At 30.4% G+C, this 24,242-nt stretch carries 16 protein-coding genes; 13 read left to right on the forward strand and 3 right to left on the reverse strand.

What is annotated here, in order from left to right:
- Positions 1 to 2 precede the first annotated feature (2 nt).
- The 7 genes from ABNT65_RS11340 (at position 3) to ABNT65_RS11370 (ending at position 11,383) form a co-directional block, all read left to right on the forward strand.
- Positions 3 to 881 carry a phosphatidylserine decarboxylase gene (locus tag ABNT65_RS11340; protein ID WP_348706925.1) on the forward strand — a complete coding sequence of 293 codons (879 nt, stop codon included), beginning with the start codon at positions 3 to 5 and terminating at the stop codon, positions 879 to 881.
- A 260-nt stretch (positions 882 to 1,141) separates the two neighbouring features.
- On the forward strand, positions 1,142 to 4,288 hold the full coding sequence (ccsA, locus tag ABNT65_RS11345; RefSeq protein WP_348745874.1) for a cytochrome c biogenesis protein CcsA: 3,147 nt from the start codon (positions 1,142 to 1,144) through the stop codon (positions 4,286 to 4,288).
- A 59-nt stretch (positions 4,289 to 4,347) separates the two neighbouring features.
- On the forward strand, positions 4,348 to 4,863 hold the full coding sequence (locus ABNT65_RS11350; RefSeq protein ID WP_348706927.1) for a DUF2892 domain-containing protein: 516 nt from the start codon (positions 4,348 to 4,350) through the stop codon (positions 4,861 to 4,863).
- Between the two features lie 62 nt (positions 4,864 to 4,925).
- Positions 4,926 to 6,830: a nucleoside-diphosphate sugar epimerase/dehydratase gene (locus ABNT65_RS11355; RefSeq protein ID WP_348745875.1), complete on the forward strand. Its 1,905-nt coding sequence runs from the start codon at positions 4,926 to 4,928 to the stop codon at positions 6,828 to 6,830.
- 30 nt (positions 6,831 to 6,860) lie between these two features.
- Positions 6,861 to 7,628: a polysaccharide biosynthesis/export family protein gene (locus ABNT65_RS11360; protein ID WP_348745876.1), complete on the forward strand. Its 768-nt coding sequence runs from the start codon at positions 6,861 to 6,863 to the stop codon at positions 7,626 to 7,628.
- A gap of 4 nt (positions 7,629 to 7,632) precedes the next feature.
- The gene (locus ABNT65_RS11365; RefSeq protein WP_348745877.1) at positions 7,633 to 10,002 is read left to right on the forward strand and encodes a polysaccharide biosynthesis tyrosine autokinase; all 2,370 of its coding nucleotides are present in this window, start codon (positions 7,633 to 7,635) and stop codon (positions 10,000 to 10,002) included.
- Between the two features lie 86 nt (positions 10,003 to 10,088).
- Positions 10,089 to 11,383, forward strand: a protein-coding gene (locus tag ABNT65_RS11370) for an IS3 family transposase (protein ID WP_412766822.1) whose coding sequence is annotated in 2 segments (ribosomal slippage) — positions 10,089 to 10,455 and positions 10,455 to 11,383 — 1,296 coding nt in all. Because the reading frame shifts where the segments join, the coding sequence is not laid out codon by codon here.
- 39 nt (positions 11,384 to 11,422) lie between these two features.
- On the opposite strand, the gene ABNT65_RS11375 is transcribed toward ABNT65_RS11370, so the two are convergent.
- Complete coding sequence (locus ABNT65_RS11375) at positions 11,423 to 12,157, reverse strand: tyrosine-protein phosphatase (protein WP_348745879.1); 735 nt, start codon at positions 12,155 to 12,157, stop codon at positions 11,423 to 11,425.
- Between the two features lie 129 nt (positions 12,158 to 12,286).
- Here ABNT65_RS11375 and ABNT65_RS11380 point away from each other — a divergent pair, with 129 nt between their 5' ends.
- Positions 12,287 to 13,135 carry an N-acetylglucosamine kinase gene (locus tag ABNT65_RS11380; protein WP_348737736.1) on the forward strand — a complete coding sequence of 283 codons (849 nt, stop codon included), beginning with the start codon at positions 12,287 to 12,289 and terminating at the stop codon, positions 13,133 to 13,135.
- On the opposite strand, the gene ABNT65_RS11385 is transcribed toward ABNT65_RS11380, so the two are convergent.
- The gene (locus tag ABNT65_RS11385; RefSeq protein ID WP_348745880.1) at positions 13,130 to 14,386 is read right to left on the reverse strand and encodes a UDP-N-acetylmuramoyl-tripeptide--D-alanyl-D-alanine ligase; all 1,257 of its coding nucleotides are present in this window, start codon (positions 14,384 to 14,386) and stop codon (positions 13,130 to 13,132) included. The genes ABNT65_RS11380 and ABNT65_RS11385 overlap by 6 nt on opposite strands.
- Before the next feature lie 63 nt (positions 14,387 to 14,449).
- A complete protein-coding gene (gene gldJ / locus ABNT65_RS11390; RefSeq protein ID WP_348706934.1) occupies positions 14,450 to 16,159 on the reverse strand; it encodes a gliding motility lipoprotein GldJ in 1,710 nt (569 codons plus the stop codon).
- 204 nt (positions 16,160 to 16,363) lie between these two features.
- On the opposite strand from gldJ, the gene porU reads away from it, so the two are divergent.
- The 5 genes from porU (at position 16,364) to guaA (ending at position 24,215) form a co-directional block, all read left to right on the forward strand.
- Complete coding sequence (gene porU / locus ABNT65_RS11395; protein WP_348745881.1) at positions 16,364 to 19,750, forward strand: type IX secretion system sortase PorU; 3,387 nt, start codon at positions 16,364 to 16,366, stop codon at positions 19,748 to 19,750.
- A gap of 46 nt (positions 19,751 to 19,796) precedes the next feature.
- Positions 19,797 to 20,876, forward strand: coding sequence for a type IX secretion system outer membrane channel protein PorV (gene porV / locus ABNT65_RS11400; protein ID WP_348745882.1), 1,080 nt, complete (start codon positions 19,797 to 19,799; stop codon positions 20,874 to 20,876).
- A 76-nt stretch (positions 20,877 to 20,952) separates the two neighbouring features.
- Positions 20,953 to 21,435 (forward strand): cytidine deaminase, encoded by a 483-nt coding sequence (cdd, locus tag ABNT65_RS11405; RefSeq protein WP_348745883.1) that lies wholly within the window; start codon positions 20,953 to 20,955, stop codon positions 21,433 to 21,435.
- A 112-nt stretch (positions 21,436 to 21,547) separates the two neighbouring features.
- Positions 21,548 to 22,612: a 3-oxoacyl-ACP synthase III family protein gene (locus ABNT65_RS11410; RefSeq protein ID WP_348745884.1), complete on the forward strand. Its 1,065-nt coding sequence runs from the start codon at positions 21,548 to 21,550 to the stop codon at positions 22,610 to 22,612.
- Positions 22,613 to 22,679: 67 nt separating this feature from the next.
- A complete protein-coding gene (guaA, locus tag ABNT65_RS11415; RefSeq protein ID WP_348745885.1) occupies positions 22,680 to 24,215 on the forward strand; it encodes a glutamine-hydrolyzing GMP synthase in 1,536 nt (511 codons plus the stop codon).
- Positions 24,216 to 24,242: the final 27 nt, after the last annotated feature.

The raw sequence follows: 24,242 nt of genomic DNA on the forward strand, positions 1-24,242 counted from the left end.
TTATGAAAATAAATTTTATTGATAGAACCACAGGAACAGTTTACACTGAAACACCACCAGGCGAAGGTTTTTTAAAGTTACTATATAACAATCCATTTGGTAAAACTGCCTTGCTACCTATTGTTAAACGTAAATTTTTATCCTCTTGGTACGGAAAACTAATGGACAAGCCTAGCTCTATCAATAAAATTGAAGGCTTTGTAAAAGATTTAAACATTAATATGGATGAAGCAGAACTTTCAATAGAAGACTATATATCTTTCAATGATTTTTTCTATAGAAAACTTAAAACTAACGCTCGTCCAATAGCTAATGGTATTGTTTCTCCTGGAGACGGAAAACTTCTTGCTTTTGAAAACATTAGTGACATTAGCAACTTCTTTGTAAAAGGAAGAGAATTTACTCTTGACGAATTTTTAGGCAACAAAGAACTTGCTATTCAATATAAAAACTCCTCATTAATTATTTTAAGACTTGCCCCTAACGATTACCATAGATATCATTTTCCTTACCAGGGCACACCTACTCCAATGACTAAAATAAAGGGGGATTACTTATCTGTTTCTCCATATGCACTAGCATCAAATTTCACCAAGGTTTTTTGCGAAAACAAACGCGAATACTGTATTCTAAAAACAGAAGATAAAGGCGATATACTTATTGCACCAGTAGGAGCTACTATGGTTGGTAGTATTATTGAAACATACAAAGCCAATACTCCTATTAAAAAAGGTGACGAAATGGGATACTTCGCTTTTGGAGGCTCTACAATTGTTCTTCTACTAGATAAAGATAAAATACAAATTGACTCAGATTTAATTACCAACACCAAAAACAAAATAGAAACTTTTGTGAAAATGGGGGAAAAAATAGGCAACTAAACCTTCTTACTCCAATCCTTTCTCTACACTTAAACTATATATTTTTTATGAGAAATGTTTCGTTATTATTTGTACTCGAAAAATTTCTCTCAAAAAATTATGTACAGTAACTGTACACGAAAATATTCTGAGAAAAAATGTGTGCAACATTGTACAATAAAAAGGCTTGTACAAATACACTTATGTTAAAATTGATTCAAATCATAATGCCATTCAAGCATTAATACGTAAATTTGCCCAGTTTTATACCTACGTACCAGATGAAGAAAATCTTAAATATTCTTTACTCTACTCGTTTAATGGCTATTTTATTTTTTGTATTCGCCATAGCCATGGGAGTAGCTACTTTTATTGAAAATGATTATGGAACTCAAACTTCTAAGGCTTTAGTTTATAACACTTGGTGGTTTGAGCTAATTCTACTATTTTTTGTTATTAACTTTTTGGGTAATATTTTTAGATACCGTCTTTATAAAAAAGAAAAATGGACTGTTTTACTTTTCCATGTTGCTTTTCTTTTTATTTTAATTGGTGCTGGTATTACTAGATATATTAGCTATGAAGGTATTATGATTTTAGATGAAGGTGAAACCTCTAATACCTTTTTATCTGATACCAATTACTTAAATGTTGTAATAGACAATAATGAATTTCAGAAAACCACAGCTAATAAACTATTACTTTCTGCTTGGGGCAAAAACTCAGCTAATTTTACTGAAACTTTCCAACCGAATAACAAAAGTGAAAAACACGAAATTCATTTCAATTTAGTGGATTATATTCCTTGGTCAGAAAAAAAATTAGTTATTGATGAAAACGGTATAGAGCATTTATTTTTAGTGGAAAGCTCTAGTGGAAGCAGGCACGAACATTATATTAAAAGAGGTAGTATTCAAAACATTCATAATATTTTAGTTGGTTTTGATGCTCCTAACAACAATGCTTCCATTAATTTCTTTTATGAGAACGGCAGTTTAAAATTACTTTCTAAAAACAATGGTGATTGGCTTAGAATGGCTGATCAGAAAAAAGGACTTGTTGTTAAAGATAGTGCACAGCATTTTCAATTTTTAACCCTACATAATATTAATGGTCTTCAGTTTGTTATTCCTAAATCACCTGAAAAAGGAACTATTAAAACAGTAAGCGGGAAAAAGGATCCTAAAAAATTTGACACCGTAATTTTTGATATCACAATCAATGGAGAAACTAAACGTCAAGAATTTTTAGGAGGTCAATTTAATGTAAACGACCAAAAGCAATTTAGTATTGGAGGTTTAAATTTTAGAGCATGGTATGGAGCAAAACAGCTTCAGACACCTTTTAAGGTTAAGTTAAACGATTTTCAATTAGAAAAATATCCTGGTTCAGAAAGTGCTGCTTCTTATGCTAGTGAAGTTACTGTAATTGACTCTGAAGAAACTTTTGATTTTAGAATATTTATGAATCATATTTTAGATTATAGAGGCTACAAACTCTTTCAATCTAGCTATAAAATAGAAGAAGGAAGAGAACAAACACATTTATCTGTTAATCATGATTTTTGGGGTACTTGGGTTTCCTATTTTGGATATTCTTTACTGTTTTTTGGTTTAATAGCCAATTTATTCGCAAAAAACACTCGTTTTGATGATTTAAAAAATGCATTAGTCAAAATTCGTTCTAAAAAAGCCAAACTAACAACTATAGCTTTATTTACAGCATTAACAAGTTTTAGTCAGCACAATACGCAACACAAAGCAAAAGAGATTACTGAAGTACAAATAGATTCTATTTTTAAAGCAAATATTGTTAATAAAGAACATGCTGAATTATTTAGTACACTTGTTATTCAAGACGCAGGTGGAAGAATGAAACCTGCACACACATTTGCTTCTGAATTGGTAAGAAAAGTAGCTCATGGTGATACTTTTAGAGGCATGGAACCTAGCCAAATACTTTTATCCATTACTGAAAGCCCTATGTTTTGGTTAAATGTTCCTTTTATTTATTTAGAAAAAGGAAATACTCAAATTAGAGAAGTATTAGACCTTCCTCAGGAAACTAAATATGCTCGTTTTATTGATTTCTATAAAGCTGATGGTACCTCTAAAATAGGTCACTTAGTAATTGATGCTCAAAAGAAAAAAATTCAAAATAAATTTGAAACTGATATCATTAAGATTGAACGTAGGGTTTGGTTATTATCACAAGCATTAGGTGGTGGTCTTTTAAGAATATTTCCTATTCCAAAAGACGAGAACAACAAATGGGTTTCACAACCTGAAACATCTCAAGCAAATTTTAAAGGTACAGACTCTGTATTTGTTCGTCAATCATTACCTGTATATTTACAATTGTTACAAGCTTCAAAAAAATCAGGAGATTATACAGAAACTAATAAAGTATTGAATGGCATCAAAAAGTTTCAACAAAAATTTGGAGCTGAAGTAATCCCTTCAAAAGATAAAATTAACATAGAAATAGCTTACAACAAAACAAATATTTTTGTAAAGCTATCTAAATACTATGGTTATGTTAGTTTACTTCTTATATTTTTCGTCTTTCTAGGAATTTTCAACAATAAACCATGGATTCATAAAATTGTAAAAGTTTTAATTGGAGCTGTAATCATACTGTTTATTTTTCATGTTTTAGGTTTAACTGCTAGATGGTATATTAGTGGGAATGCTCCATGGAGTAACGCTTATGAATCTATTATTTTTGTAGGATTTGCCACCATGTTATTTGGATTATTATTAGGAAAAAACTCTCCCTTAACTATTGCTGCTACCACATTTTTAGTTTCAGTAATCTTAATGTTTGCACATCAAAATTGGTTAGACCCTGAGATAGCAAATCTAGTTCCCGTGTTAAACTCTTGGTGGTTATATGTACATGTTTCTATTATTGTTTCTGGTTATGGTCCATTTGCCATGGGAATGATACTAGGAATTTTTACATTATTCTTAATGATATTTACCACAAAAAAGAATAAAAAGAAAATGGAGTTGCATATAAAAGAATTAACTATTATTAATGAAATGGCTTTAACTGTTGGTTTAGTCATGTTTACTGTCGGAAACTTTTTAGGTGGTATGTGGGCTAATGAAAGTTGGGGACGTTATTGGGGTTGGGATCCTAAAGAGACTTGGGCTTTAATTTCGATTATGGTTTATGCATTTGTTTTACATATGCGTTTAATTCCAGGCTTAAGAGGTAAATATACTTTTAACCTTTGGTCAATTATAGCTTTTGCCTCTGTTATGATGACTTATTTTGGTGTTAACTTTTACTTGTCAGGTCTACACTCTTATGCAAGTGGAGATAAAGTAATTACTCCTACTTCTGTATACTACTCTATTGCTTTTGTTGCTACTATTGGAACTTTAGCTTGGTTTAAAAATCAAAAATATTATAAGAAGTAAAAACATTTTCATAAAAGATGTACTTTTGCTCAACATTTTAAAAAGAACAACACGCAATCATGTTTAATAAAAATATAAAATTAGTTTTAGCAGGTTTAATTACTTTATGGTCTATTTATGAGTTTACTCAAGGACACATAATGAATGGTATTTCAATACTTTTACTTGCTGGTATTTTTGTTTTATTCTACTTTAAAAACGAATTTATATTACTGGCTTTTTTACAGCTTCGTAAACAAAACTTTGACGGTGCTAGAAAATGGCTAGGATATATAAAAAACCCTTCAGCAGCTTTAATTCAAAAGCAAGAAGGATACTACAACTATTTACATGGTATTATGTTATCTCAAACAAATATGACTCAGGCTGAGAAATTCTTAAAAAAAGCTGTTAAATTAGGCTTAGCTATGGATCATGATTTAGCTATGGCAAAGCTACAGCTAGCTGGTATTGCTATGACCAAAAGACGCAAAAGAGAGGCTACTGCTTTAATGGCTGAGGCTAAAAAATTAGACAAACATGGAATGCTTAAAGAGCAAATGCAAATGATGAAACAACAGATGAAAAAAATCTAGCTTTTTATCATTTTATTCATTCCATAATAAATTTGTACATTTACAGTATTACCAAATATTAAATGGTTAAAAATTTATTTTTAAAGATTATAGACAGATACGCCTCAAGGTGGGTTGTGTTGGTTATAGATGTAGTATTAGTTTGTATTTCTTTTATACTTGCTTATTCCGTTCGCTTTAATGCAAGCTTAAATTTTGATATTGAAAAACTTTACACTCAAGTTCCTTTTATAGCTTTTGTTGCTATAATTAGCTTCCTCCTTGTAGGATCATACCGTGGAATTATTAGACATACTGGTACAAGAGATGCTTTTAATGTTTTTGTAGGCGTCACCTTGCTCTCTATGATTAATATTAGTGTTGTTTTATTTAATAGCACTTTTAAAATTTTCCCTCAATTTACTATACCTAGATCAATTGTTATCATTCATTACTTAATTACGGTATTGGTATTGATTATCAGTAGATATGTTTTTAAAGCTTTTTATGAAATAATTTCTTCTGAGTTAGATGATATTATAAATGTTTTAATCTATGGAGCTGGTGATTCTGGTTTAATGACATACGGTGCATTAAATAGAGACACTAAAAATAATTATCAAGTTGTTGGTTTTTTAGATGATGACCCAAAAAAACTAGGAAAAAAAATTAACCGTATAAAGATTTATACCGGAAAAAACATAAATGAAGAGTTTGTTAAACGTAAAGAAATAGATGAAATAATTATTTCTATTCAAAATATTAAATCTGAAAAGCTTCTTTATTTAACAGACAAGCTTTTAAAACTAGGGGTTAAAGTAAAAATAGTACCTCCTTTATCTAAATGGATTGATGGTGACCTAGAAGCAAACCAAATTAAGCAAGTAAAAATTGAAGATTTATTAAACAGGAAACCTATATCTATAGACAACCCAATAGTAAAAAGGGATGTTAATAATAAAGTTATACTAGTTACAGGAGCTGCTGGCTCAATTGGTTCAGAAATTTCTAGACAATTAAGTAACTACAATTACAAACATTTAGTTTTAATTGATCAAGCTGAATCTGATCTTTATGATTTACAGCAAGAGCTAGTTCAAAAAGGAAGAAAAAACTTTACAGCTATTGTTGCAGATGTTAGAGATAGAATTAGAATGGCTGATATTTTTGATATATACCAACCAAATAAAGTTTTTCATGCCGCTGCATACAAACATGTCCCTTTAATGGAAATGAGTCCTTATGAAGCAGTAAAAATTAATATTGGCGGAACTAAAAATATTGCTGACTTGTCTATTGAACACCAAATTGAACGTTTTGTAATGGTTTCTACAGACAAAGCTGTGAACCCTACTAATGTAATGGGAGCTACAAAACGTGTTGCTGAAATGTACATAAGTTGCTTAAGTAACTCTAAAAGTCACAACACAAAATTTACCACAACTCGTTTTGGTAACGTACTGGGGTCAAATGGCTCTGTTATACCTCTTTTTAAAAAACAAATTGAAAACGGAGGTCCTTTAACAGTTACACACAAAGATATTACACGCTATTTCATGACTATTCCTGAAGCTTGCAGACTGGTTTTAGAAGCAGGAACTATGGGGAATGGAGGAGAAATATACATTTTTGACATGGGGAAATCTGTTAAAATATTTGATATTGCTAAAAGAATGATTCTCCTTTCTGGACTTAGATACCCTGATGATATAGATATTAAAATTACTGGTCTTCGCCCTGGTGAAAAACTATATGAGGAACTTTTAGCTAATGGAGAAAACACGACCCCTACCTATCATGAAAAAATAATGATTGCCAAAAATCAAGAAATTAACTATTCCATAATTTCTAAAAAAATAATAGACTTGTGTGAAAGTAATAAAACTCATAACAACCACAAAACAGTTCAACTTATTAAGGATATTGTTCCTGAGTACATATCTAACAATTCTATATATGAAAAGTTAGACTCTTCAATAAAAAATTAAATTTGTACATTCGCGAAAAATTATAAACAAATGCAAAGGATAAAAAAAATTGTTTTAGTTTTTACACTAGCAATTCTCTCATCTTGCGTCTCTAAAAAGGAAATCGTATATTTTCAAAACGACCAAATAGAACAAGCAAAAATCTCCAATAGTTTTAAAACAATCTTTAAACCAGATGATTTGTTACAAATAACTATCTCGGCTTTGGATCTGGATGCTGTAAAACCTTTTAACTTGCCAGCTGTTACTTATAACACTGCTACAAACAGTGTTTCAGGAACTCCTAAACAACAAGCTTATTTAATAGATAATGAAGGGTATATAGATTTCCCTATACTAGGAAAATTAAAAATAGGAGGATTAACAAGACCAGAAGTAATTAATTTACTTAGAAATAAGTTAGATCCTGAATACATTAAAAACCCCACTATTAATATACGAATTGCAAATTTTTCAGTTAGTGTGTTGGGGGATGTAAAAACACCTGGTACTTTTACTATCCCTAATGAAAGAATCACCATATTAGAAGCTGTTGGCTTAGCTGGAGATTTAAACATTTCTGGAATTAGAGATATTGAGGTTATCAGAGAAGAGGGTTCTGAAAAAAAGGTCTACAAAATAGATTTACGCTCTAATAAAATCTTTACCTCTCCTGTTTACTATTTACAACAAAACGACGTTGTATATGTAAAACCAAACAAAGCCAAATCTCAATCTGCATCTTACAATCAAAATACAGGACTATTCATTTCTATAGGTTCAGTTTTGGTTGCTTTAATTTCAGTTTTAACAAGATAATAAAATGGAAAAAGATCAGAAATATACAAAAGGAATTCAAGATAACGATACTATTAATATTAGAGCCGAATTAGAAAAATATTTAATTCATTGGCGTTGGTTTGCTCTTGGCGTTTTTTTAGCAATCATTGGTGCTTTTCTTTTTTTAAGATATAGCACTCCAAAATATAGTGTTTCTTCTACTATTTTAATTAAAAATGATAAAAAAGGAGGTATTTCTGAAGAATTAGCTGCTTTTGAAGACTTAGGTATTGTTGGGGGGTCAAGCAAAAATATTGATAATGAAATTGAAATTATCAAGTCGAGAAAACTAATATCTGACGTTATTAATAAATTGAACTTAGATATTACCTATCACTCTGAAGGTAGAATAAAAGAAAGTGAAATTTATAACAACAAACCTATTTCTATTAACTTTGAGAATGTTAAAAAAGAACTAGACTCTGTTATATCAATTAAAATAATTTCAGATCAAAAGTTTGAATTATTTAATCAAGAAGAAACTAAGGTTTCAGAAAATACTTTTGGACAATTAATAAATAATTCTTTGCTAAAAGGATTAACTATAAGTAAAACTAACTCTTTTACAGAAAAGAGTATTGGTAATAAAATAAAAATTAGTGTTCGCTCTATCAATAAGATAATAGACTCTTACAGAAAGGCTATTTCTATAAACCCTATTAATAAAAAATCTAGCGTTCTAAAATTATCATTACAATCAACTGTTAAAGAAAAAGCTGAAGACATTTTAAATGAGTTGGTTGAGCAGTATAACATAGATGCTATTAATGATAAGAAAAAAGTTTCAAAAAAGACAAGTGATTTTATTACTGAAAGACTTCAAAGTATAGGTACTGAATTAAGTAGAATTGATGATAATGTTAAAAAATTCAAGAAAAACAATAACATTACTGATATAGAAGCTGAAGCTCAGTTAATTTTACAAACCAATACTTTAAATAGACAAAAAGTAATTGAGGCATCTACACAATTAGATTTAGTAAAAGCACTTAATAAAGAAGTTAATACTAATGATGATTTATTACCTAGTAACTTAGGACTTGATGAACCTAACATTGCTAAATCTATTAATGAGTATAATCAACTAATACTTCAAAAAAAGAGGTTATTAAAGAGTGCTGGTGAGAAAAATACAGTAGTCATTGAAGTTCAAGATAACATTAACAATATCAAGTCTTCATTAAAGAAGAGTCTTCTCAATCGAGAAAGATTATTAGAAATAAACCTGGGCAACCTTAAAAGAGAATCTGCTAGATCTAATTATAAAATTTCCTCTATACCTAATCAGGAACGTAAATACCTTGATATTGCTCGTCAACAAGAAATTATAGCTGGCTTATATTCTTATTTATTAAAGAAAAAAGAAGAAACAGCTATTTCATTAACAGCTACTGCTCTTCCAAATGCAAAAATTATTGATAAAGCTTATGGTTCTGATATACCTGTAAGCCCTAAAAAGAAAATCATCCTTTTAGCTTCATTATTATTAGGAATAATCATTCCTTTTATTATAATCTACTTAAGAGATTTGTTAGATACTAAAGTCCATACTAAAAGAGATATTGAAGAATTAACAAATATCCCTTTCTTAGGTGATATTCCACATTCAGAAATTAAAGAAAAAATAGTTATCAATGCAAGTGCAAGATCAAGTATCGCTGAAGCTTTTAGGCTAATTCGAACAAACTTAGAGTTTATGATTCCTAATACAGATACTAAAGAAGGGAAAACTATTTTTGTCACCTCAACTACTAGTGGTGAAGGAAAATCATTTACGTCTATTAATTTAGCGTCTTCTTTGTCATTATCAGGTAAAAAAGTGATTCTTGTTGGTATGGATTTACGAGCTCCCAAAATAACAGAATACCTAGAAATACCTGATCGTAAAGGTATTACAAACTTCATTACTAATAACAATATAAATTTAGACTCTTTAAAATTTAACATTCCTGAAATTCCTAGCTTAGATATAATTTCATCTGGAGCTATCCCTCCAAACCCAGCAGAATTATTAATGAATTCTAGAATTAAAGAAATATTCACTGAGTTAAAACAACAATATGATTATGTAATTATAGATACAGCTCCAGTAAACTTAGTAACCGATACTTTATTAATAGCAAAAAATGCTGATTTAGTCATCTATGTAACCAGAGCTAACTACCTAGACAAAAGAATGTTAGTTGTACCTCAAACATTATATAGTGACAAAAAATTACCAAATCTTGCTATTATACTAAATGATACAGATATAAAAAGAGGTTATGGTTACGGATATGGATACGGATACGGTTATGGATATGGAATTGCAGATGACATTGGTACTAAACCTTGGTATAAAAAATTATTTTAATAAAAAGGAGGCTAATTAATAAGCCTCCTTCTTTAATTTAAATAGTTGTCTCGTCCTGAAATAGCGTTACACAATTATGTAACATTATGAATGACAATATTTACCGCAAACGTACACAGAAAGATTATACTATGAGTTTTAAACTTTCGGTTGTATCGGAAGTAGAAAAAGGCGAACTAACTTACAAACAGGCTCAACTTAAATATGGGATTCAAGGTCGTAGCACTGTTTTAGTATGGTTAAGAAAATATGGTAACTTTGATTGGGATCATCAAACACCATCTACTATGCCAAAATCGCCAGAACAAAAACTATTAGAGTTAGAACAAAAATTACGTCAATTAGAAAAGCAAAATAATCGTTTAAAAGCTCAAGCAGCAGCAGTAGAGAAGAAAGCGATACTATTTGATATGATGATTGATTTAGCTGAGAAAGAGTATAAGATTCCTATCAGAAAAAACTCCAAAACCGAGTAATTGATATGTTTGTTTTACAAAAGAAAGAAAGTATTTCTTCCACCTGTAAATTACTCGGGTTTAGTAGGCAGGTGTATTATCGAGCTAATTATAGAGTTACCAAAGCTCACACCATAGCCAATAAGGTTGTTGAGTTGGTTAAGGATGTAAGAATGGAACAGCCAAGAATTGGAACAAGAAAACTGTATTATATTCTTTCAGAAGAATTAGGCAGTTTAGGTGTAGGAAGGGATCGATTATTTGATATTTTACGAGCTAATAAACTATTGATAAAACGACAAAAAAGTTACCATATTACAACCAACTCACATCATCGTTTTAGAAAACATGCTAATCTTATTGAAACTTTGGAAGTAAATCGACCAGAACAAGTATGGGTAGCAGATATTACTTATTTAGGGAGCCGTAAAAAACCTATGTATTTATCATTAATTACAGATGCATATTCTAAGAAAATTGTGGGATACCATTTGGATAAAACTTTAGCGGTGAACTCAACTGTAAAAGCCTTGGTCATGGCTATAAAAAACAGAGTATATCCAGAGAAGGAACTTATCCATCATTCAGATAGAGGGATACAGTACTGTAGTAACATCTATCAAGATATTTTGTCAAAACAAAAGCTTAAATGCAGTATGACAGAATCATATGATCCATATCAAAATGCCATAGCTGAAAGGGTTAATGGAATCTTGAAACAAGAGTTCTTTACCAATACTACAAATCTAGATATTAAGATAATGGAGAAAATAGTAAAACAATCAATAACTATTTATAACTCTAAAAGACCGCATTGGTCATGTCATTTTAAAACTCCTGACCAAGCACATCAACAAAACATTATGAAAATAAAATCATATCGAAAAAAAACATCATCTAAAGCTATAACTTTAGATGATGTTTAATATATTTAATCAATAAATAACTGTAACGGTTATTTAGGACTAGTCAAGTTCATTATTTCTAATTAAATTTTTTATTTTGTTGACTACTTTCTTGTCTCCTATCTTTTTTAACAATCTCAAATGATTCATATGATGCGTATCTGTTCCTACAAAATCATATAAATTTTCGCTAAGTAATTTCTGTGTTATCTTCTGGACTCCTTTACCATATTGCTCTGTTAAAGACAATAAATTGAGTTGAAAAACACATCCCGCTTTTTTTAGTTTATAATACTGTTGAAAATCATTGTGATAAAAATTATAACGTTCAGGATGCGCCAAAACAGGTTTATAACCTTTTAATTGGATATCAAACAATATTTCATATAAGTTAAAAGGTGCATTAAAGTAAGACATCTCAACTAAAACATAATTATCTTTTAATGTAAGAATATCATCACGCTTAAGCCTCTCAACAAATTGCTCATCCATCATATATTCAGCTGCAGCTGTAAATGAAATATCATTCATCCCTCTTTTCAACAATTCTTTTTTAACTTCGGTTTCTTTTTCTTTGATTAACTGAGATGAGTTGGGATACACATCACCTAATACATGAGGTGTTGTTATAAAATTCTTAATTCCATAAGAATACATTTTCTCTATCAATTCAATTGAGTTTTCTATACTTTTAGCTCCGTCATCAATACCTGGTAACAAATGTGAATGTATGTCTACAAAACTATCATTAAAAACCTCATTTAACGGCAATTCTTTTTTCTTAAAAAAGATCATACGCTTTCATATTTAAGTTACAAATTTACAGTTTTTATTCAATCAAAAATCAATCCAATTCCTTATTAGTTTCTTTCAAAATCATTTTGTTTAAAATATTGGTTAGTTTATATTTGAAAAAAACTTCAAATGATACTAATCGCAGACGGTGGTTCAACTAAAGTGGACTGGGTAGCTATTGATGCTAATAAAAATGAAATTTTTAGAACGAGAACATTAGGTTTAAATCCCAATGTAGTATCAAAAGATGAACTTTACAACCGAGTTATAAAAAACGAACTATTAAACCTTAACAACGAAAAAGTTAATCAGGTTTACTTTTATGGTGCTGGTTGTGGAACTAATACACCTAAAGAGATATTAAAAGAAACCCTATCCTCTTTTTTTTCTAAAGCTACCGTTGAAATAGAAGAAGACATAATTGGAGCTGTTTATGCTTCCTCAGGGAAAAACGAGTCAATTGTATGTATTTTAGGAACTGGATCTAATAGCTGTTATTATAATGGACATAAAGCTGAATATGTTTGCCCTGCTTTAGGGTATACTTTAATGGATGAGGCTAGTGGTAATTATTTTGGAAAAAAATTACTTCGTGATTATTTTTACAAACAAATGCCAAAACAAACTGCTTCTAAATTTTCAGATAGTTTCAGCTTGAATCCAGATGAAATTAAACACCATCTATATAAAGATGAAAACCCTAATAGATATTTAGCAACATTTGCTAAGTTTTTAATAGAAAATAAAAATGATAATTATGTAATAGAATTGGTTAAAAACGGTTTTAGAACATTTTTCAACTATCACATAAAATCTTATCAAAAACATCAGCAATTACCTATTTATTTTATAGGGTCGATAGCTCATTTTTTTGAAGATATTCTAAATGAAATAGCTTTAGAAGAAAACGTTAATATTAAAGGAGTAATACAAAGACCTATTGATAATTTAATAGATTTTCATCGTTCTAATTTATAACAATTCAATCACTCTTTCTAAAGCCATACCTCTTGACCCTTTAACAAGAATTGTTGTGTTTTTTGATAAATTTAATCCTTTAAAGCTATCTCTAAACTCTTCAAAAGTTTTATTTTGTATTAGAGTTGTATCAACTTGATTAAAATGTTCTCCTACTAAAAAAGAATAATTAAATTTATAACTAGAGACTAAATCAGCTATTATCTGATGTTCTTCTAAACTCTTCTTTCCCAACTCAAACATATCCCCTAATACAACTATTTTAAAATCACTTTCCTGTTCACTAAAACTTTCTAAAGCATTCTTCATACTCGTTGGATTCGCATTATAGGCATCTAAAATTACTTTTAAGTTATTTTTTTCTATGATTTGAGATCTATTATTCTTTGGAACATATTCCTCAATAGCCTCTTTTATTTTCTCAATATTTAGTTTAAAAACTTTCCCTATGGTTATTGCTGCACAAATATTAGTATAATTATACTTTCCTATTAGATTACTCTTTATATTGATTCCCAAGAAGTCTAAAATAACGTATGGAGAAGATGAAATATATTTTAAAGATTCATCAAATAAAACTCTATGTATTTTTTTTGTTCTTTCCGACTGAATTTCATCATTTGGGTTTACAATAACTATTTTATTGTTTTCTCTTAAAAAATCATAAAGCTCAGATTTTGCTTTAATCACTCCTTCTACAGAACCAAAACCTTCAAGATGTGCTTTACCAAAGTTTGTGATATAACCATATGTAGGATTTGTAATTCTAGACAACATAGCAATTTCACCATGATTATTAGCCCCCATTTCTACCACACCTATTTCTGTTTTGTCATTCATAGACAATAAGGTTAATGGTACTCCAATATGATTATTTAAATTCCCTTTAGTAGCTACAACATTATATTTTTTACTTAATACCGAATATATTAGCTCTTTTGTTGTTGTTTTACCATTGCTACCTGTTAAACATACTATAGGAATAGCTAGCTTGTTTCTATGATAATTGGCTAGTTCTTGTAATGTTTTTAAAACATCATTAACCAATATAGTTCTATCATTAATAAAATACTCCTTTTCATCTATTACAGCATAAGAGGCTCCTTTTTCTAATGCTTCTTGAGCAAATTTATTTCCATTAAAATTACCACCTTTTAAAGCAAAAAAAACTGCTCCCTTTCTAATACTTCTAGTATCTGTATCTACTATATAGTTATTAGCATATATTTTGTAAATTCCCTCTATATTCATTCTGTAAAAATAAGAAACCTCATTGAAAACAATGAGGTTTAAATTATTTAGATATTTTTATTATTATTTATTTGTATACCTAGGTGTCGCAGTTTTTCTCTTGTTCATCATCATAGGTCCCATTTTGTCTGTAGCACATCTAAAACCTATATAATTGGTTGCCATATACTCTGGAAAATACCTTCTCTGTGCAGGATCTAACCAGTATTCTCTATCAGCCCAAGAACCTCCCTTAAACACTCTAGATTTATCACTAATTAAAGTAGTTCTTCTTTTCCCATCGTATTGGAAGTTATCAATTACTCTACCTAATGAGTCTTTTTCAGCTTCAGGTTTAGTAGGTGAGTTATACATTCTTGGAGTACCTGTTAACTGATCCTTATCTAAATCATAGAACTTAGATGAAGCTTGGTCTCCATCTCCTAAGCTAGAATTATCTGCTAAGTTATAGTTTCTTCTCATGTAAGTATCTTCCTTGGTAATAGGAATATATTTAACACTTCCTGGTAAATCCTTAGGAACAATTCTTCCATTTTCTAGTGTATCATATTCTATTTCTCCTACCTCATCACCAACAATAACAACTTTACCATCTTCGTTAATTAACTTCTTTGTAAAGATATTACCTCTAAAATAATTAAAATCATTAGCTTCAGAGTCAATAATAGGTCTATAAACATCTGATACCCATTCAGCAACATTACCTGACATGTCATATAAACCAAAAGCATTTGGCGGATAACTTCTAACAGCATTAGGAATATCAGAACCATCACTACTCCATCCAGCGATACCACTATAATTACCTTTTCCTTGCTTAAAGTTTGCTAACTGATCTCCTCTTCTTCTCTTATCTCTATCTCTAGTATATTTACCACTCCATGCATACTTCTTTCTACCTCTAATATTGTTATACTCTCTATTTTCAAAAATAGCTTTTGCTGCATATTCCCATTCTACTTCAGTTGGCAGTCTAAACTTTTGAGCTAAAATACCATCTGTAGAAGTAACTTGTCTTCCTGTAAATGATCCTTTTTCTGGTTTAGGCTCACCTTTTTTTCTTGGAACAGGTAATCCTTTTTTATAGATAGTAGAATCTCCATCAAATAAAGCATAAGGATCTGTTAAGTAAGTATCCGTATCAAAATTATTTTTTCCTTTAAACTCAAGAGAATCTTCTTTAAAGATATTTTTAATAATACCTTTATCCATTAATATTTTCAAGTTTACAGCATTTGTACGCCACTTACAATACTTATTAGCTTGAATCCAACTAACACCAACTACTGGGTATTCTGCGTAAGAAGGATGACGTAAATAACTTTCAGATAACAAGTTTGTATTACCTAATCCTTTTCTCCATACTAATGTATCTGGTAATACAGAGTTATAGATATTTTTAAATTGATCTTCTTCTGGTGGGAAGATATCTTTAGTATATTGAGTAAAAAGTAAGTACTCTGAATTCGTTACCTCAGTTTCATCCATATAAAAAGAACGTACATGCATTTGTCTTGGAGTTGTATTCCAATCAAACATAACATCATCCTGAACCAATCCCATGGTAAACGTACCTCCTTCTATATGTACCATTCCTGGAGGAACATTTTTTCCTGCCTTATACTTTCCCTTTAAATAACCACCATAACTAGGGTCATTAAAGTTCCATCCTGTCAATTCTGATTGACCAGAACCACCTTTTTTACTACTACAAGATGTAATTAGTAATCCCGTAATGGCCAACAAACTGAATAATTTTAACGTACTTTTCATGTATTTTTAACTATTTTTAAGGGTGTTGCAATTTACAATATTTATCATTCCTAACAACTAAAATTACTTATATTTTCAAACTTCTTGAATTAAAAACACTGTCTATGCTAGACATCAAAACGATACTTTTTAAACTTTATTATCAATAATTACAGAAAAAGATTAAAATAACTAACATTAAAATTCGTTATTTTGTAACGAATTATGAAAAAATTATTTATTCTTTATTTACTTTTTCCTTTAATGGGAATGAGTCAATCGAATTCAGTTCTATCAAATGGCAACTGGTATAAGTTTTCTATTAATACCACCGGTATTTTTAAAATTGACGCTTCTTTTCTAAGTCAGTTAGGTATTGACATTAATACTGTAAACCCTAAAAATATAAAAATTTTTGGAAATGGAGGTAATATGCTCCCTCAAAAAGTGGATACTTTTAGACATAACGATTTACAAGAGAATGCTATTTATGTGCATGGTGAAAGTGACAATACTTTTAATCAAGATGATTTTATTCTGTTTTATGGTCTTGGCCCGCATCATTGGTCAGTGGACCCAGTATCTTCAAATGTCTCTCACATACAAAACATATATAGTGATAAAGCGTACTACTTTTTAACCATTGATAATTCTCCAGGTAAAAGAATAACTACTTTAACACAACCAACTCAAAACAGTATAAAAACAATCAACTCATATAATGACTATACTTTTCACGAAGTAGAAACACGAAATCTTTTTGCTGTTGGTAGAGAATGGTTTGGAAAAGATTTTAGTTTTGAAAATTCACAAAGTTTTAAAATAAACTTTCCTAAACAATTGTCTGGCACTAATCTTAAAGTTAAAGTAAGTGCTGCTACTATTTCATCATTAGTTTCAAACATGACTATTTTAGCTAATGGAAATAACTTAACTAATATAAGCTTTCCTGCTGCTTCTATTTCTGGAGTAAGTTCGTTAGCAACTCATAGAACTGGGGAAGGCACTATTCCTTCCAACACCTCTGACTTTGTTGACATTAACATAACATACAATAATAATGGTTTGCCCTCTGCTAAAGCATATCTTGACTTCATAGAGGTTAGTGGCTTTAAAGAGTTAAAAGCAATAGGAAATCAATTTTCCTTCCGTAGTTTTGAAGTAAATAACACTACTGGAACTGTTGAGTATCAAATTCAGAACGCTAACAATATTAATCAGCTTTGGAATGTATCTAACTCTATTTCTCCCCAAAGTATTGAAAACTTAAATTCTTCTTCAAATGTTTTTTCATTTAAAGCCAATGGGGGCACTTTAGAAGAATATGTAGTAGTTAACTACAACAACACTTTTACACCTGTAAAAGAATCAAACGGAAAAATAGCAAATCAAAACTTACGTGCTTTAAAAGATATACAATACCTAATTATTACCAACAATTCTTTATCTAGTGAAGCAAACAGGCTAGCTAACTATCATAAAAATAATTCTAACTTAACCACAAGTGTAGTAACTCTTGATAAAATTTATAATGAATTTGCTTCTGGAGCTCCTGACATTACTGGCATAAGGGATTTTATTAAGCATTTACATGACACCTCTTCTAACGACAGAAAGCTTAAATATGTATGTTTTTTTGGTGATTCCTCATACGATTATAAAGACAGAATCATTGACAACAACAATATTGTACCTACATATCATGCACCAGAAAGTTTTAACCTGGTTACTTCATTTGTTACAGATGATTATTATGTAATGATAGAACCTAATGAAGGTGAAATGTGGAGTGCTCATACTATTGATATTGCTTCTGGAAGAATACCAGTAACTTCTATACAACAAGCCTCTGCTGTTGTAAATAAGATTTTAAATTATTACAGCAACAAAACTTTTGGTGATTGGCGAAACACCATTACACTATTAGCTGACGATATTGACCAAGATGCTGATAAATCTTTACAGTCTGGATTAGAAGAAGTTGCTGATTCAATAAAAAAACACAAACCTATCTTCAATATTAACAAGCTATATGCTGATGCCTTTAAACAAGAAAACTCCTCTGGAGGTGAAAGATATCCTCAAGTTAAAAATGCTGTAAGCAATACTATTGAAAACGGCACTTTAATTTTTGATTATTTTGGACATGGTGGAGAAGATGGTTTAGCTGGGGAAAGATTATTAGAAATCCCGCAAATTGAAGCTTTGAATAATTTTAATACTTTGCCTTTATTTATTACTGTTACTTGTGAATTTTCTAGGTTTGACAATCCTCTTAGAGTAACTGCAGGGGAAAAATTATTCTTAAATCAAAATGGAGGAGCTGTTAGCATGGTTACAACTACGAGAGATGTATACATTAATGTAGGGGAACAGTTCAATAAAGATTTAACCAAACACATTTTAGGATTTGATGGTTCAACAAATACAATAGCCCAAGATTTAGTTAAGGCAAAAAATCAGACGTCTAGTATTCAAAAATTCTTCATTTTCTTTTTTGGTGATCCAGCAATGAAACTTGCTATACCTAAACCCAATATATTAATTACTAAAATTAACGATAAAGAGATTACACAATCTATAGATACTTTAAAAGCTCTTTCTAAAGTTACTTTTGAAGGAATTGTTACTGATAACTCTAATACAGTCTTAACTAATTTTAATGGCGAACTATCTACAACCGTTTTTGATAAATCTATAGACAAACAAACCTTAGATAACGATGGTTTTGGTGTTATTAATACATTTGACTCACAGGAAAGCAAATTATTTAGAGGAAAATCTTCCGTAAATAATGGGCTGTTTAAATTTGAATTTATTGTTCCTAAAGATGTTAAAATAGCTTACGGAAAAGGTAAAATTAGTATGTATGCTAATAACAACAGCATAGATAAAGGTGGTGCTAATTTTGATGTAACTGTTGGTGGCATCAATGAGAATGCTCCAGAAGACAACACTGGTCCAGAAATTCAAGCTTTTATGAATGATGAGTCTTTTATAGATGGTGGCAACACCAATGCTTCTCCTAATCTTGTATTAAAGCTATCTGATATAAGTGGAATAAACACCTCTATTACTGCTGTAGATCATGATATTGTCGCTATTTTAGATGGCAATGAATCTGAACCTATTGTTTTGAATGATTATTATCAAACCGAATTAGATGATTTCACTAAAGGGAATGTTTCTTATAAACTTAGAAACTTAACTACAGGACCTCATACTTTAAAAATAAAAGCTTGGGATACCTACAATAATTCGTCAGAGACAACGTTAAACTTTGTGGTTGTGAGCGATGCAGGCTTAACATTAACAAATGTGTTGAATTACCCAAACCCATTTGTTAACTATACTGAGTTCTGGTTTAATCATAACAAGCCAAATGAACCTTTAGAGGTACAAGTACAAGTTTTTACTATTTCAGGAAAATTAGTTAAAACAATTAATAAAATATCTCAAAACACTGGAAACCTATCAAGAGAGATTACTTGGAATGGTTTAGATGATTTTGGGAATAAACTAGCAAAGGGAGTATACATATATAAATTAAAAGTCAAATCAACAATAGCAAATATAGTATCAGAAAAGTATGAAAAACTAGTCATACTTTAATAAATACAAAATTATATATTTGCATTGTCAACAATCAAAATTATAAATGAAAAAATTAACGATTCTTCTATTATTTTTAGCAGTAACTTTTACATCTAAAGCACAGCAACAAGGTATTACAACTGCAACACCTTTCTTATTAATTACACCTGATGCTCGCGCTGGTGGTATGGGAGACATTGGTGTAGCTACTTCATCTGATGCTTTTGCTATTTTTCACAACCCGGCAAAAACAGCTTTTAATGAAAATGAAATTAGTATTGGTTTAAATTACACACCTTGGTTGCGTAATTTAACAGACGACATCTTTGCTGGAAACTTATCTTATGTACACAGATTTAAAGAAAATTCTGCTTGGGGAGTTGATATTAAATATTTTTCTTTAGGGAAAATTGACTTAACTGATAATTCAGGAGCTTCAACAGGAACCATTAACCCTAATGAATTTGCTATAACTGGTATTTATTCTTTAAAGTTAAGTGAAACGTTCTCTATGGGAGTTGGTTTAAAATACATAAACTCAAACTTAGATGTTTCTAGTAACTTAGACGCAGTTAATTCATTTGCTGTAGATGTATCTGCATATTATAGATCTGAAGAAGAAAACTTCGGAACATTTAATGGACGTTATAGATTAGGTTTAAACATCACCAATATAGGACCTAAAGTAAGCTACACGCCGGATCAACAAAACTTCATTCCAACTAACTTAAAGTTTGGTGGTGGTTTTGATTTTATTTTTGATGATTACAATTTGTTAGGTTTAAATTTAGAGTTTACTAAATTATTAGTTCCATCTGACCCTACATCTACTAAAGGATGGTTTGATGGTATGTTTAGTTCATTAGGTGATAGACCTTTTAGTGAAGAACTACAAGAAATTACTTGGGCTTTAGGTGCGGAATATTTATACAATAAAGCTTTTGCGTTAAGAGCAGGTTATTTCCATGAAAGCGAAAACAAAGGGCAACGCCAATATTTTACTTTAGGGGCAGGTTTTAAAGCTAGAGCATTCTCATTAGATTTATCATATTTAATGAATGCCTCTGACGTAAACAACCCATTAGAAAACACATTACGTTTTTCTTTATCATTTGATTTAGGAGAGATTTATGAAGATTATTAAAATTCATTTTTTTTAGTAACTTCGTAAAAAATATAAGAGCTGTCTAATTAGACAGCTTTTTTTGACTAGAACATTCATGAAAAAAATAGACATATCAACCTCTGCCATAGTTTTCGACACCATTTCACAATTATCTGAAAATGATAAAAACTTAATGGAAAAAGCTATTGAAGCAAGAAGTAAAGCTTATGCTCCTTACTCAAAATTTAATGTGGGAGCTGCAATTTTACTTGACAATGGAAAAATAATAACTGGAAATAACCAAGAAAATGCAGCATATCCTTCTGGTATGTGTGCTGAACGAGTTGCCATATGGAAAGCTGGTTCAGAACATCCAAATATGATTGTAAAAAAAATAGCCATCACAGCCGCCTCAAGTACTACAACTGTTAATAAACCTGTAGGGCCTTGTGGAGCATGTAGACAAACGTTATCTGAGTATGAAATTAATCAAAAACAACCTATAGAAATATTATTTATGGGAGAAGTAGGAAAAATAGTAAAAACAGAATCTTTACTTTCTTTGCTTCCTTTTTCCTTTGATAGTTCTTATTTATAAATTTTAGCACTGTTTTTTATTAAAATCATAAAAATTCAAAAATATCTGGCAATAAACATCTTAAAGTAATTTAAAATGTTTTCTTTGTACTCTTTCCTTAACAAAAGAGAGTATGATGAAAGCGATAATTACTGGAACAGGATCTTACATTCCTAGCATTACAAAAAACAACAATCATTTTACTGATAATGCTTTTTTAAACTCAGATGGTACACCATTTGAGAACAACAACCAAGTAATTATTGAAAAGTTCAAATCAATAACTGGAATAGAGGAAAGAAGATATGCTAAATCTAATTTAAACGCTTCTGATCTTGGTTACTTTGCTGCTCAAAGAGCTATTCAAAATGCTGGTATTAATCCTGAAGAATTAGATTATATCATACTAGCCCATAATTTTGGTGATGTTAAAGATAAAACGATTCAAAGTGATATTATTCCAAGTTTAGCTACCCGTGTTAAGCATTTACTCCAAATTGAAAACCCTAATTGCATTGCTTATGATATCCTTTTTGGTTGCCCAGGCTGGGTAGAAGGTGTTATTCAAGCGCAAGCCTTTATAAAAGCTAACATGGCTAAAAAAGCTTTGATTATAGGAGCGGAAACACTCTCTCGTGTTATTGATCATCATGATAGAGATTCTATGATATTTAGTGATGGTGCTGGTGCTTGTATATTAGAAAGTTCAAATTCAGGAAACTTAGGTATTCTTAGCCATGCTTCACAAACTTTTGCTAAAGACGAAGCTTATCATTTATTTTTTGGAAGTTCACATAACGATAATAACGACCAAGATGTTCGATATATAAAGATGCATGGTCGAAAAATATACGAATTTGCTTTATCTAAAGTGCCTGCAGCTATGAAATATGCCTTAGATCAAAGTGGAGTTCCTATAGAAAAACTTAAAAAAATATTTATCCATCAAGCTAATGAAAAGATGGACGAAGCCATAATTAAGCGTTTTTACCGTTTATATAGAAAGCCTATTCCAGAAGGAATTATGCCTATGACCATTCATAAATTTGGTAATAGTTCTGTTGCCACTGTACCTACTTTATTAGACTTAGTTTTAAAAGGAGAGCTAGAAAACCAACAAATTAATAAAGGTGATGTTATCATGTTAGCCTCTGTTGGTGCAGGTATGAATGTGAATGCCATTGTTTATAAAGTATAACTTTTTTAGCACAAAAAAACTCTTTAAAATAGTTCGTAAATCTAATTTCTAAATAGTATTTTTGCGGATGCAACAACACAATGTACTTATATTAGATTTCGGATCGCAATACACACAATTAATTGCACGCCGAGTTAGAGAATTGAACATTTATTGTGAGATTCACCCGTATAATAAAATTCCACAAAATTTAGATAACTTTAAAGCTGTTATTTTATCAGGAAGCCCATCTTCAGTTCGTTCAGAAGAAGCACCACACCCAGATTTATCAGAAATAAGAGGTAAAAAACCTTTATTAGCTGTGTGTTATGGTGCACAATACTTAGCACATTTTTCTGGTGGATTAGTAGCACCATCTAATACCAGAGAATATGGAAGAGCTAATCTTTCATATGTAAAAGAAGGAGAAACATTTTTCTCTAATATTTCTGAAGGAAGTCAGGTATGGATGAGCCATTCTGATACTATTAAAGAACTTCCAACTAATGGTGTTCTATTAGCGAGTACGCATGATGTAATAAATGCAGCTTATAAAATTGAAGGAGAAACTTCATATGCTATCCAATTTCATCCAGAAGTATACCATTCTACTGATGGAAAACAATTACTTGAAAACTTTTTAGTTTCTATTGCTGGAGTAGCACAAACTTGGACCCCTGATTCTTTTGTTGATGAAACAGTTTCAGATATAAAAGCTAAAGTTGGTAATGATAAAGTTGTTCTAGGACTTTCTGGAGGTGTAGACTCTACTGTAGCTGCTGTATTACTTCATAAAGCTATTGGAAGTAACCTTCACTGTATATTTGTAAACAATGGTTTATTACGTAAAAACGAATTTACAGATGTATTAAAGCAATACGAAGGAATGGGACTTAACGTAAAAGGTGTTGATGCTTCGGCACGTTTTTTGTCTGCCTTAGCTGGGTTATCTGATCCTGAAGCAAAACGTAAAGCCATTGGTAAAGTTTTCATTGATGTTTTTGATGATGAGGCCAATCAAATAAAAGATGCCAAATGGTTGGCACAAGGAACTATTTATCCAGATGTTATAGAATCTGTTTCTGTAAATGGAGGTCCTTCAGCAACTATTAAAAGTCATCATAACGTTGGTGGTTTGCCAGATTTTATGAAGTTAAAAATAGTTGAACCTTTACGTATGATTTTTAAAGATGAAGTTAGACGTGTTGGTGCATCTATGGGTATTGACAAAAATTTATTAGGTCGCCATCCATTTCCAGGCCCAGGATTAGCTATTCGAATTTTAGGGGATATAACTGCCGAAAAAGTTCGTATATTACAAGAAGTAGATGCTATTTTTATTAATGGCTTAAAAGAAGATGGCTTATACGATAAAGTGTGGCAAGCAGGCGCTATTTTATTACCAGTAAATTCTGTTGGTGTTATGGGAGATGAGCGTACTTATGAAAAAGTAGTAGCGCTTAGAGCAGTAGAAAGTACAGATGGTATGACGGCTGATTGGGTAAATTTACCTTATGAATTTTTACAAAAAACATCTAACAAAATAATTAATAATGTAAAAGGAGTTAATAGAGTTGTTTATGATATAAGCTCTAAACCTCCTGCAACAATTGAGTGGGAATAACGTTTTAATTTTATACTACTCGAAAAA

It is taken from the genome of Tenacibaculum sp. 190524A02b, assembly GCF_964036645.1.
Classification (GTDB): domain Bacteria; phylum Bacteroidota; class Bacteroidia; order Flavobacteriales; family Flavobacteriaceae; genus Polaribacter; species Polaribacter vairaonense.